This is a genomic window from Streptomyces viridochromogenes, from assembly GCF_001270495.1.
Taxonomy (GTDB): Bacteria; Actinomycetota; Actinomycetes; order Streptomycetales; family Streptomycetaceae; genus Streptomyces; species Streptomyces viridochromogenes_A.
In genome coordinates, this window is record NZ_LGUR01000269.1 from 15,591 (window position 1) to 27,342 (window position 11,752).

The window sequence follows — 11,752 nt, forward strand, 5'->3', positions numbered from 1 at the left end:
TACTCGTGCCTGGGTGTGCCTGTCAGCCGACGAACTCGACGTTCCGCGTCAGCCAGCGGCCGTCCCGGTGCACCATGTCGAGCTGCAGGCGATACGTGCGCGCCTCTCCCTGCGGCACCGCCGTGTTGGTCACCTTGCTGTCGGCGACCACCAGGACTCGGGCCGAGGTCTTGTCCGAGTGGACGATGCCTGCCTCCAGAACCCGGCCCTCGGACACGGACTTGTTCCTCGCCACGAGCCGCGTCAGCTGCTCCGTCTGTGCGGCGAACTGCTTCTTGAAGTCGCCGGTGGCGCCCGCGAGCACGTTTGCGCTGTCGCGGTCGTAGTGCCGGTAGTCGAGTGAGGTGAAGTTCAGGGCCGACTGGCGGGCCGCCACCAGGATGTCCTGGCGGCGCTGCTGCGACTCTCGTTGGGTGTAGACGCCGAACGTCAGCCAGATCGTGAGTGCGGTGGTGACGATCGTCGCCGTGATCAGTCCCACCGTCATTGCCCTGGAGGTCATCGTGTTCCTCATGCCATCGGGCCGACGAGCAGCCATTGCCACGACTCCTTTCCGAACACGGCCCGCTGGCCGCCCGTCGAGCCGATCTCGACGGTCCTTCCGTCCGGGCCGGTGGTGGTGCCGGTCTCCGGGTCGTACGGGGTGACGTACGGCGAGGCGTACGCCGCCTGGTTCGCGCCGTCCGGTGCGGCAGAAGCACCTGGGGCGTTCTGCGCGCCCCGTACCGACGACTCGCTGCCCCGCGGCAGCGTGCAGTGGGCCCCGGTGTTCGCCTCGCGGGTGCTGGTGTCCGCAGGATCGCGGCGCGCGGTGCCGTAGCCCTGCGTGCAGGCCGGCGGGTCGTCGGCGTTCAGCACCAGGCCGAAGTGGGTCGTGCCGTCGCCGGGGATGACCGTGTAGCTGCCCGCCACCATCACGGGGAAGGTGACCAGGGCCTGTTCCACGCCGGGCAGGCGGGCCAGTGTCACCTGGCCGCCGCTGATCAGGTTGGCCAGCAGGACCGACAGCTCCGGTGTGACCGACTTCAGGAGGGAGTTCACCTCCTGTGCCGCGGGCCGGGCATTGCCGATCAGCTTGCGCAGGTCCCCGTCGCTCGCCTTCAACTGGGCCGAGAGGGCCGCCAGATCGTGCGCGAACGACTTGATCGACGAGCCCTGGTCCGCCTGGGTCTTCAGTACCTTCCGGGAGTCCTCGATCAGGGCGATCGTCTCGGGCAACGCGTCGGACGCCGACTCGACCAGGTCGTTTCCCGAGTCCACCAGGCGGCTCAGGTTCGGGCCGGTTCCGGCGAAGGCCTCGCCCAGTTCGTCGACCGTCACCCGGAGGTCCTTCTTGCCGACCGAGTTGACCAGGCGGTCCAGGCTGAGGACCAGGTCGGTCGTCGGCAGCGGCACCCGGGTGTTCCGACGCGGGATGTCGCTGCCGTCCAGCAAGTACGGGCCGTGGGAGGTGCGCGGTTGCAGGTCGACGTATTGCTCGCCCACCGCCGAGCGGTTCGCCACCACCGCCAGCGTGTCCGCGGGGATGCGAGAAGCCTCGTCCTCGATGTCGAGGGCGATCGAGACCCCGTCCTCGCCCGTCAGATGCAGCCCGCCGACCTTGCCCACCGGCACTCCGCGATACGTCACCTCGGCGCCGGGGAAGACACCCCCGGAGTCGGGGAAGTCCGCGCGGACGGTGTAGCCGCGGTCCAGGACCTCGTCCACGAGACCGGTGTACTCCGCGCCTACGTACGACACACCTACGGCGGTGATGGTGGCGAAAGCGATCAGCTGGACCTTGACCGTACGGGTGATCACGGCTGGACCCCCTTCAGCATCAGCTCGGCGAGTTCGAGGTTGATCCCCTCGGGCCAGTCGCCCCCAGCCACCAAGGCGGCGGTGCACACCGGCGGGCACAGCGGGTCTGCGCCGCCCCCGGACGGGGCCGAAGGAGACGGCGCGGTCGGACCGTTCGGCAACGCCGTGGGCGTCGGCACGCTCGGGACGTCCGGCACCTTCGGGAGATCCGGTACGTGCGGGAGGTCCGGGGCCTCGGGCAGCTCGGGTCCCAGGGTGTCCCCGTCGCCGCCACGGCCGTCCCCGCCCGGCTCGTCCGTCAAGTTGCCGTAGATTCCCGCCAGATCGAGATCGGCGGTGATGTGGAGGTTGACGTAATCGCCCTTGATGGCGTCCACCGCGTTGCGCGGGAACGGGTAAGTCGTCAGCAGTTCCAGGGAGTTGGGCAGGTCGGCGCCCGCCTCGTTGAGCTGTTGCAGGATCGGGCGCAACTGCTTCAGGTTGGCGATCGCGTCGTCGTGCGAGGCCTTGACCACCTTGGTGCCCGTCGTGCCGAGTCTCGACAGCGCCGTCAGCATCCTCGTCAGGTCTCGCCGCTGGTCGGCCAGCACCTTCAGGGCCGGCGGCATCGTGTCGACGGCCTCGGCGATGGTCTTCTTCTCCTTGCCGAGGCGCCGCGCGAGCCGGTCCACGGACTTCAGCGCCCGGACGATGTCCTTCTTCTGCTCGTCCAGGCCGCCCAGGAAGACGTTCAGTTCCTTGAGCAGGGACTTGACCCGGTTCTCCCGCCCCTCCAGCGCCTTGTTCAGCTCCACGGTGATCGTCTTCAGCTGGGCCACCCCGCCGCCGTTCAGAAGGGCCGACAGCGCGGACAGCACCTCCTCGATCTCCGGGTTGCGGCCGCTGCGGGACAGGGGGATCACGTCGCCGTCGCCGAGGCTGCCGACCGGCGCCGTCTCCACCGGCCGCGACAGCGCCACGTACTTCTCGCCGAGCATGCTGGTCTGCCGTAGCTCGGCGACGGCGTTCGCGGGCAGCTTCACCGAGTCGGCGACGCGGAGGCGTACGCGCGCGTGCCAGCCGTCCAGCTCCACCTTCTCGACCGCGCCCACGGTGACGTTGTTGACCTTCACCGCCGACTGCGGCACCAGGTCGAGTACGTCACGGAACTCGACGGTCACGTGATACGCGTTGCCGTCCGAGGCCGCTCCGCCGGGGAGCCGGACGTCGTACCAGCCGTTGAACTCGCAGCCGGTCAGCAGCAGCGAACCGACCGCCGCCCAGGCCATCGCCCCGGCCCCGCCCTTACGCGGCCCGCTCATGCGCTCGCCCCCAGGATCCCGCCGAGCGTCCGGTCGACCGTGCCGGTGACCGCGGTACCCGGTGGCGCTTCCGGCACTTCCGGCAGGGAGTCGAACAGCTCCCTCAGCTCCGCGCAGTCGGGGTTCTCGCCGCCCTCGTCCCCGGTCGTCCTCAGCACCGAGCACAGCAGTGACGCCGGGTCCTGCGCCTGGTCGGCGTTGTTGCGGGTGTCGAGGGTGCCGGCCGACGGGTTGTAGGCGTTGTTCAGGTTCGACATACCGGTCGGGGCGACCTCCAACAGCTCCTCCAGCGCCGCCCGTTGGGTGACCAGCACCTTGGTCACCTTGCTGAGGCCCTCCACATTCGAGGTCAGCGACTTCTTGTTCTTCTTCACGAAGTCGGACACGTCGCCCAGCGCCGTCCCCAGGTTCTTCAGCGCGGCCGCCAAGTCCTCGCGTTCGCCCGCCAGTTGACCGGCGACCTTCGCGAGGCTGCCGTTGAACGACCGCACGCTCTTGTCGTCGGCCGCTAGCGCCGCCGTGAAGACCTGGAGGTTGCGGATCGTGCCGAACAGGTCCGTGCGGCCGTCGGACAGGGTGGTGACCGCGTTCGACAGGTCCTCGACGGTCTGGTTGAGGTTCTTGCCCTGGCCGTCCAGGTTGTCCGCGCTCACCCCGAGCAGCCGGGACAGGGCGCCGTCCTTGTTGGCGCCCTCGGGGCCGAGCGCCTCGGCCGTGGTGTGCAGGCTGTCGAAGACCCGGTCCAGTTCCACGGGTACGGCGGTACGCGACTCGGGGATCTCGTCCCCGTCCCGCAGCGCCGGACCACCGCGGTACACCGGCAGCAGCTGTACATAACGGTCGCTGACCACCGAGGAGTTGATGATCGCGGCCTGGGCCTCGGCCGGGACCTTGCGGTCCGCGTCGTACTCCAGCTCCACCCGCACCCGGCCGCCCTCCGGCGTGATCTCCTTGATCTCGCCGATCCGGACGCCGAGCACGCGCACGTCCGAGCCGGGGTAGATGCCGACCGTGCGTGGGAAGTACGCCGTGACACGGACCGGCTCGGGGCGCGGCCACAGGACGTAGCCGAGCGCGGCGACGAGGGCCAGTACCGTGAGCAGGGCCAGCCGCTTCCTTACCTTGACGGAGATGTTCACCGGGCCGCCCCTCCCGTCCGCGGCACCACCGGAGCCGCGACCAGGTTCTGGACGTAGGAGTCGAACCAGCGGCCGTTTCCGAGGGTGTTGGTGAAGAGCCGTACGTAGGGCGCCATGAGCTTGATGCTCCGGTCCAGGCTGGATTGGTTCCGTTCGAGCATGTCCACCACGCGGTTCAGGCCCTTGAGCGCGGGCCCGATCTCCTTGTCGTTGTCCTGGACCAGGCCAGAGAGCTGGATGCCGAGGGCGGCGGAGCTCTTCAGCAGTTTGTGGATCGCCTCGCGCCGCCTGCTGATCTCCTTGAACAGCTTGTCGCCGTCCTTGACCAGGGCGGTGAAGTCCCCTGAGCGGTCGGCCAGTACGCCCGTGACGCCGTTCGCGTGGTCGAGCAGCTCGCGCAGCGCCTTGTCGCGGGAGGCCACCGTCCGGGAGATCTGCGACAGGCCCTTGAGGGACGCCCGCACCTCTTCCGGTGAGTCCTCGAAGGTGGTGGAGATGGTGTCCAGGGCCTTCGCCACGCGGTCGGTGTCGACCTTCTCGCTGGTGGTGGTGAGGTCGCTGAACGCCTGTACGACGTCGTACGCCGGGACAGTGCGCCGGAGCGGGATCTCGCTGCCGGGCACCAACTGGCCCCCGCCCTTGGGATGCAGCGCGAGGTACTTCGCGCCGAGGATCGTCTTGACCCGGATCGACGCGCCGGTCTCCGTGCCGAAGCCCGGCTCGCCCTTGACCTTGAAGGTGACCTTGACGTGGTCGCCGTCCAGATCGACCTCCTCCACCTTGCCGACCTTGACGCCGGCGATCCGCACCTCGTCACCGGGCTTGAGCCCGCCCGCCTCCGCGAAGGCCGCGCTGTACGTCTCGCCGCCGCCGATCACCGGCAGGCGGTCGGCGTTGAAGGCGGCCACGGTCAGCAGTGCGAGGACGGTGAGGCCGACCGCGCCGATGACGACGGGGTTGCGGTCGCGGAACGGGGAGAGGCGCGGGCGGCGGATGCGGGGGAGCCGTATGCGGGGAGGCTCGACCCGCACCCTGATCAGCGGTTGGCGGCGGGGCTTGCGGCGCGGCAGGAGCCGTACCTTCGGCAGGGGTATCCGCGGCAGCTTCGGTGGCTCCACACGGACCTTGAACATCGGCTCCGGACGGTTCTTGCGGCTCATGCCCCGCACCTCGCCCTCGCCACATGCATGTCGGGCGTGAGCACCTGCCGTGACGTCGACTCCGTCTTCGGCAGCACGATCCGGCCGTCGAAGTCACACAGGTAGAAGTTGAACCACGAGCCGTAGGACGCCGTCCCGGTCAGCTCGTTGAGCTTGTTCGGCAGCCGTTTCAGCACGCCCTCCACGGTGTCCTCGTTGTCGTTCAGCGTTCCGGTGAGCTCGGTCAGCTCGGCGATGTCGTCCTTCAGCGGCGGGCGCGCGTCCTTCAGCAGGCCCGAGGTCGCCTCCGTCAGGTCGCCGATGCTCACCAGCGACTGCCCGATCGGCTTGCGGTCGGCGGAGAGGCCGGAGATGACGCGGCGCAGCTGCTTGAGGAGGCCGGAGAAGCGAGCGCCGCGCTTGTCCAGCGTTCCCAGCACGGTGTTGAGGTTGTCGATCACCGAGCCGATCAGCTTGTCGCGGCCGGCCAGCGTCGAGGTGAGCGACGCCGTGTGCACGAGCAGGCTGTTCACGGTGCCGCCCTCGCCCTGGAGCGTGCGAATGATCTCGGTGGCGAGCTGGTTGACGTCCTTCGGGCTGAGCGCGGCGAACAGCGGCTTGAAGCCGTTCAGCAGCGCGTTGAGGTCCAACGCGGGCTGTGTGCGCGCCAGCGGGATCGTCGCGCCGGGCCGCAACCGGGTCCCGGCGCCCGCGCCCTCGGTCAGCGCGACGTACCGCTGCCCGACCAGGTTGCGGTACCGGATGACCGCGCCCGTGCCGGTGAGCAGCGGCCGGTCCTGGCTGACCGTGAAGGTGACCTCGGCCAGCGTCCGGTCCTTGATCCGGATGCCCTCGACCTCGCCGACCCGCACTCCGGCGACGCGGATGTCGTCGCCCTTCTCCAGGCCGGTGACGTCGCTGAAGACCGCGCGGTAGGTGTCCTTCGGGCTGAAGGAGATGTTCACGATGGTGGCCGCGAGCAGGGCCGTCGCCAGGATCGTCACCAGCGCGAAGAGGCTGAACTTGATCAGCGGAGCGGCGGTCTGCCGGGCGCCCTTGGCTGTCGTGCGACTCATGCCACACTCACCGCCGTCCCGCGTGCCAGCGGTCCGAACAGCAGCGTCGTGACCGGCGGCACCTCGTCGGCGAGCACGCCCAGGACGGGGGCCACCAGCGAGCCGACCGCCCGCTGCTCGGCCCGGGTCGCGGAGACCCCGAGCGGGCCGCCCGCAGCCGAACCCCCGGACTTCGAACCGTCGTCGAGGTGCGCCCCGGGCGCCGGTACCGGCGGATGCGGCAGATCACGGCAGTTCGGCCCCGACCGCTCGCCGTAGCGCGGCTCCTCGCCCGGTTCGTACGCCCCCTGCGGCCGTACGACCTCCAGCGTGATGTGCATCTTGCCGCCCCGGAACGCCTCCTCCGAGGCCTTCTCCTGCCGGACCAGACCGGCCAGCAGGCACGGGTACTCGGGGGAGTAGCGGGCGAACAGCTCCAGCGTCGGACGCGAGACCTGGCCCAGGGTGATCAGCCGGCCGCCGTTGTCGTCGAGGAAGTCCTCGGCGGTGCCCGCGACGGTCGTCGTGGTCTTCAACGCAGCCGCCAGCCGGTCCTTCTGGTCGACGATCGTGCGGCTGGTGGTGACGGTGTTGCGCAGGATCTCCATCAGGTCGGGCGCCGCGTCGCCGTAGATCTCGGCGACCTCGGCGAAGCGGGCGATGTCCTCGGTGAGGGACGGCAGATGGGGGTTGAGGCGGCGCAGGTAGGTCTCCAGGCGGGTGAGGTTGTCGCCGATGCGGTCGCCGCGGCCTTCGAGGGCGGTGGCGAACGCGGCGAGGGTGGCGTTGAGCTTGCCGGGCTGGACGGTCCGCAACAGGGGCAGCAGGTCGTTCAACAGCTGCTGCACCTCGATGCCGACTCGGGTGCGGTCCTGGGTGATGACGTCACCGGCGCGGATCGGGCGAGCTGAAGAGGGCCCTGCTCCGGCGGGCGGCACCAGGTCGACGTACTTCTCGCCGAACAGCGTCTTGGGCAGCAGCCGCGCGTGCACGTCCGACGGGATGTGGGCGACGTGCTCCGGCTTGAGCGCGATGTCGAGCGTCGCCTTCGTCCCGTCGGCCCGCACCTCGCGCACCTCGCCGACCAGCAGCCCGCGCAGCTTGACGTCGGCGCGCGGATCCAGCTGGTTGCCCAGGCTGTCGGCCTCCAGGGTGATCCGCACGACCGGCGTGAACGCCTGCTGATACACCGCGACCGACAGCCCCAGCAGCAGGGCGAGTACGGCGATGAAGACGATGCCGTACAACCGCAGTCTCAGTACCCGCGTCCGCATTCGGACCCGCATCCGGCGGCTCACCCCGCTATCCGTACGGTCGTGTTGGCGCCCCAGATCGCGAGCGACAGGAAGAAGTCGAGGACGTTGATCGCCACGATCGAGGTCCGCACCGCGCGGCCCACCGCCACGCCGACGCCCGCGGGGCCGCCGCTCGCGTAGTAGCCGTAGAAGCAGTGGACCAGGATGATCAGGACGGCGAAGACGAGCACCTTGCCGAAGGACCACAGCACGTCCACCGGGGGCAGGTACTGCTGGAAGTAGTGGTCGTAGGTGCCGGCCGACTGCCCGTAGTAGCCGGTGGTGATGGTGCGGGCGGCCAGGTACGAGGACAGCAGGCCGATCACGTACAGCGGGATCACCGCGACGAACCCGGCGATCATCCTCGTCGTCACCAGGAACGGCAGCGAGGGCACGCCCATGACTTCGAGCGCGTCGGTCTCCTCGCTGATCCGCATCGCGCCCAGCTGGGCCGTGAAACCGGCGCCGACGGTCGCGGACAGCGCGAGTCCGGCCACCAGCGGGGCGATCTCACGGGTGTTGAAGTACGCCGAGAGGAACGCCACGAAGTTGGAGGTGCCGAGCTGGTTGAGGGCCGCGTAGCCCTGGAGGCCGACCTCCGTGCCGGTGAAGAAGGACAGGAAGGCGATCACGCCGACCGTGCCGCCCACCACCGCGAGCGCGCCCCGGCCGAAGCTCACCTCGGCGAGCAGGCGCAGGATCTCCTTCTTGTAGCGGCGCAGGGTGCGGCCGGTCCAGGCCAACGAGCGGCCATAGAAGGAGAGTTGAGTGCCCAGCGCCTCGAGGGAGCGCAGGGGTCGATCGAGAAGTCTCATCGGTTGAACCCTCTTAACCCCTCTGCGGGACGACCTGGAAGTACACCGCGGTCATCACGAAGTTCGTCACGAACAGCAACATGAAGGTGATCACCACCGACTGGTTCACCGCGTCGCCCACGCCCTTGGGTCCGCCCTTCGCGGTGAGCCCCTTGTAGGAGGCGACGATCCCCGAGATCGCGCCGAACACCAGCGCCTTGACCTCGGCCGCCCACAGGTCGGAGAGCTGGGCGAGGGTGGTGAAGGAGGCGAGGTAGGCGCCGGGCGTGCCGTTCTGCAGGACGACGTTGAAGAAGTAGCCGCCCGCCACGCCGACCACCGACACCAGGCCGTTGAGCAGCACCGCCACCAGCATCGACGCCAGCACGCGCGGCACGACCAGCCGGTGGATGGGGTCGATGCCCAGCACCTGCATCGCGTCGATCTCGTCGCGGATCTTCCGCGCCCCGAGGTCGGCGCAGATCGCCGTGCCGCCCGCGCCCGCGATCAGCAGTGCGGTGACGATCGGCGAGGCCTCGCGCAGCACGGCGAGCACGGAGGCGGCTCCGGAGAAGGACTGGGCGCCGAGCTGGCGGGTCAGGCTGCCGATCTGCAGCGCGATGACCGCGCCGAAGGGGATGGACACCAGGGCCGTCGGCAGGATGGTGACGCTTGCGACGAACCACGCCTGCTGGATGAACTCCCTTGCCTGGAACGGCCGTCGGGGAATCGTCCGGATGACGTCCAGCGCCATCGCGAACAGGCTCCCCGAGTGCCGCAGGGCTCCGGTGGGCGACAGTCTCATGCGTCCGCCACCACCTTGCGGTGCCTGAGTTCCGCCTCCCGCCGGGCGATCGCCTCCCAGCGGGGTGGCCGCGGGATACCCGGCCCCGGCAGCAGGCGGGGAGTCATGGCCTGACTGCCGGGAGACTGTGTGCGGTCGCCGTCTCCGAGGGCGGCCAGCTCCTGCTCGACCTGGGCTGCGTCCTTCTCCTCCGCCATGCCGATCGGGCCCTGCATCCGGCCGTTCAGGAACTGCCGTACGACAGGCTCGTCGCTGGTCAGCAGCTCCTCGCGGGGCCCGAACATGACCAGCTCGCGGCGGAACAGCAGCCCGATGTTGTCCGGGACCTGGCGGGCCGAGGCGATGTCGTGCGTGACGATGAGGAAGGTCGCGTCGATCTGGGCGTTGAGGTCGACGATGAGCTGGTTGAGGTAGGCGACGCGGACCGGGTCGAGGCCCGAGTCGGGCTCGTCGAAGAGGATGATCTCGGGGTCGAGGACGAGGGCCCGGGCCAGTCCCGCCCGCTTCCGCATCCCGCCGGAGATCTCGCCGGGCAGCTTCCCCTCGGCGCCGATCAGCCCGACCATGTCCATCTTCTCCAGCACGATGCGCCGGATCTCGCTCTCGGACTTACGGGTGTGCTCGCGCAGCGGGAAGGCGATGTTGTCGTAGAGGTTCATCGAGCCGAACAGCGCGCCGTCCTGGAACAGCACCCCGAAGAGCTTGCGCACCTCGTAGAGGTCGTGCTCGCGGAGCCGGGTGATGTCCCGGCCCTGGATCGTGATCGAGCCCCGCTCCGGCTTCAGCAGTCCGACGAGCGTCTTGAGGAACACCGACTTGCCCGTGCCCGAGGGCCCGAGCATGACCGAGACCTCCCCGGCGGGCAGCGTCAGCGAGACGTCCTGCCAGATGACCTGGTGACCGAAGGACTTGGTCAGCCCTTCCACGCAGATCTCGACACCCATCCGGTCCACCCTTCCGCCCGTGGAGCAGCTCCAGCAGCTCTGACATCTGCTCTACGGGGAGGGGAGGGGCGTCCGTCGCCGGGGTGGCGATTTTTTTTACGGCAGTGAGGTCGACGTCGGGAGGGGGAGCGCGGCGGACGGCACTTCGGCCGGCACGCCGGAGGAATCGACCGGCAGGTCAGGGGCCGCGGGCAGGTCAGGGACCTCGGGCAGTTCCGGGACCTCGGGCACCGGCGGAACCTCCGGCGCGGACAGCACCGGCAGCGGGGACACCGGGACCGTCGGCACCGCCACTTCCGGTACCGCTACTTCTGGCACCGCCACTTCCGGCAGCGTCGGAACGGACAGCGGCCGGAACGATTCCGCCGACGGCGACCCGGCCGTCTTCCCTTCGGCCGGCGTGGCCGGAGGCCGGTTCCCCTGCGGAGTACTGCCCTCGGCACTGCCCTCCGGCCGCAACTCCTCCACCCCCGGCGAGGCGGCGGCGGGCCGCGGAGCCGTACCGCTCCCACCCCCACCTCCGCCCCCGTCGAGCGCGTACGGCAGCACGAACCCCGCGACCGCCAGGGTCGCCGCCGTCGAAGCCACCCCCACGGCCTGCACCTTGCCGGCCCCGCGCGGCCGCCCCCACCCGATCAGGAACAGCGCGAACCCGAGCGTCGCCGCCAGCGACTGCCGCAGCGTCCGCCGCGCCCTGGCCAGCAGCGACTCGACGGTCCGGTAGCTGAGCCCCATGTGGACGGCGACCTGGCCGACGTCGAGGTCCTCCGACTTCAGCCGCAGTGCCTCGGCCTGCCGCGCGGGCAGCTCACCACTGCGGACCGCCAGCCACTTCGCCTCGGCCCGGTCGCACACCGCCTCCTCGACGGGCACCGGACCGGGGGCGACGAGGGTCGGGCTGGTGCGCACCTCGGCCTCACGGTTGACCTGCCGGTAGCGGTCGACGCACAGCCGCATCGTGACCGTCGTCAGCCAGGCCGCCAGCCGCTCGTCGTCCAGGTCGGGGCGTTCCGCGGCGCGCAGCATCGCCTCGTGCACCGCGTCCTCGGCGTCCTCCGCACTCATCGACCTGCGCCGAGCCACCTTGAGCAACTGCTCGCGGTGGCCCCACATACGCTGCCAGCGGTCGTCGCAGGCTTCCATCTCCGCAGGCATGTCCGTCGCCATGAGGGCCCCTTCGCGCTCACCCACCGGGCTCGTCCCGTCCGGCGGGGGGCGACATTACCGCCGAGTATCGGCGGTTGTGGAGGGGGTGGCGGTCATCGAGTCCGCGCTGTTACTGGTCAGCGGGCCGCCGCCGGACAGCAGGTCGTCGCCGGGGAGCTCGATGTCCGGTGAGGGGAGGGGGAGTTGCGGTTGCGCCGTCTGTTCGGGGCCGGTGGACGGACGGGACGGGGTGGGGGTGGTCGGCCTGGACGGTGACACCGGGGTTAAACCCGCCGCTCTTCGTCACGTGCTTGCCGTCGTCCCGGCCCACCAG

At 70.0% G+C, this 11,752-nt stretch carries 12 protein-coding genes; all 12 read right to left on the reverse strand.

The features are described from left to right. Positions 1-22 precede the first annotated feature (22 nt). Positions 23-502, reverse strand: a complete 480-nt coding sequence (locus tag ADK36_RS44735) for a hypothetical protein (protein ID WP_234330109.1) — start codon at positions 500-502, stop codon at positions 23-25. An 8-nt stretch (positions 503-510) separates the two neighbouring features. Further along, positions 511-1,800, reverse strand: a complete 1,290-nt coding sequence (locus ADK36_RS44740) for an MCE family protein (RefSeq protein ID WP_048584427.1) — start codon at positions 1,798-1,800, stop codon at positions 511-513. Then, entirely contained in the window at positions 1,797-3,101 is a 1,305-nt protein-coding gene (locus ADK36_RS44745) for an MCE family protein (protein ID WP_053201666.1), read from the reverse strand. Before ADK36_RS44745 ends, ADK36_RS44740 begins: the two co-directional genes overlap by 4 nt. Next, on the reverse strand, positions 3,098-4,234 hold the full coding sequence (locus tag ADK36_RS44750; protein ID WP_234330111.1) for an MCE family protein: 1,137 nt from the start codon (positions 4,232-4,234) through the stop codon (positions 3,098-3,100). Before ADK36_RS44750 ends, ADK36_RS44745 begins: the two co-directional genes overlap by 4 nt. Before the next feature lie 2 nt (positions 4,235-4,236). Continuing rightward, on the reverse strand, positions 4,237-5,400 hold the full coding sequence (locus tag ADK36_RS44755; protein ID WP_234330110.1) for an MCE family protein: 1,164 nt from the start codon (positions 5,398-5,400) through the stop codon (positions 4,237-4,239). Next, the gene (locus ADK36_RS44760; protein ID WP_048584425.1) at positions 5,397-6,455 is read right to left on the reverse strand and encodes an MCE family protein; all 1,059 of its coding nucleotides are present in this window, start codon (positions 6,453-6,455) and stop codon (positions 5,397-5,399) included. The genes ADK36_RS44755 and ADK36_RS44760 overlap by 4 nt, the downstream gene beginning before the upstream one ends. Next, on the reverse strand, positions 6,452-7,720 hold the full coding sequence (locus ADK36_RS44765; RefSeq protein WP_078942886.1) for an MCE family protein: 1,269 nt from the start codon (positions 7,718-7,720) through the stop codon (positions 6,452-6,454). The genes ADK36_RS44760 and ADK36_RS44765 overlap by 4 nt, the downstream gene beginning before the upstream one ends. Positions 7,721-7,728: 8 nt before the next feature. Further along, a complete protein-coding gene (locus ADK36_RS44770) occupies positions 7,729-8,544 on the reverse strand; it encodes an MlaE family ABC transporter permease (RefSeq protein ID WP_048584423.1) in 816 nt (271 codons plus the stop codon). A 13-nt stretch (positions 8,545-8,557) separates the two neighbouring features. Continuing rightward, on the reverse strand, positions 8,558-9,328 hold the full coding sequence (locus ADK36_RS44775) for an MlaE family ABC transporter permease (RefSeq protein ID WP_048584422.1): 771 nt from the start codon (positions 9,326-9,328) through the stop codon (positions 8,558-8,560). Continuing rightward, positions 9,325-10,272 (reverse strand): ABC transporter ATP-binding protein, encoded by a 948-nt coding sequence (locus ADK36_RS44780; protein WP_048584421.1) that lies wholly within the window; start codon positions 10,270-10,272, stop codon positions 9,325-9,327. Before ADK36_RS44780 ends, ADK36_RS44775 begins: the two co-directional genes overlap by 4 nt. Positions 10,273-10,368: 96 nt before the next feature. Then, entirely contained in the window at positions 10,369-11,439 is a 1,071-nt protein-coding gene (locus tag ADK36_RS44785; RefSeq protein ID WP_048584451.1) for an RNA polymerase sigma factor, read from the reverse strand. Positions 11,440-11,493: 54 nt separating this feature from the next. Next, positions 11,494-11,697, reverse strand: coding sequence for a hypothetical protein (locus ADK36_RS47565; protein ID WP_199830380.1), 204 nt, complete (start codon positions 11,695-11,697; stop codon positions 11,494-11,496). Positions 11,698-11,752: the final 55 nt, after the last annotated feature.

Bases quoted from the DNA above. Each gene is read 5' to 3' on its own strand.
- ADK36_RS44775 (WP_048584422.1), bottom strand. From the start codon at position 9,328: ATGAGACTGTCGCCCACCGGAGCCCTGCGGCACTCGGGGAGCCTGTTC.
- ADK36_RS44765 (WP_078942886.1), bottom strand. From the start codon at position 7,720: ATGCGGGTCCGAATGCGGACGCGGGTACTGAGACTGCGGTTGTACGGC.
- ADK36_RS44760 (WP_048584425.1), bottom strand. From the start codon at position 6,455: ATGAGTCGCACGACAGCCAAGGGCGCCCGGCAGACCGCCGCTCCGCTG.
- ADK36_RS44785 (WP_048584451.1), bottom strand. From the start codon at position 11,439: ATGGCGACGGACATGCCTGCGGAGATGGAAGCCTGCGACGACCGCTGG.
- ADK36_RS44735 (WP_234330109.1), bottom strand. From the start codon at position 502: ATGACCTCCAGGGCAATGACGGTGGGACTGATCACGGCGACGATCGTC.
- ADK36_RS44745 (WP_053201666.1), bottom strand. From the start codon at position 3,101: ATGAGCGGGCCGCGTAAGGGCGGGGCCGGGGCGATGGCCTGGGCGGCG.
- ADK36_RS44770 (WP_048584423.1), bottom strand. From the start codon at position 8,544: ATGAGACTTCTCGATCGACCCCTGCGCTCCCTCGAGGCGCTGGGCACT.
- ADK36_RS44780 (WP_048584421.1), bottom strand. From the start codon at position 10,272: ATGGGTGTCGAGATCTGCGTGGAAGGGCTGACCAAGTCCTTCGGTCAC.
- ADK36_RS44755 (WP_234330110.1), bottom strand. From the start codon at position 5,400: ATGAGCCGCAAGAACCGTCCGGAGCCGATGTTCAAGGTCCGTGTGGAG.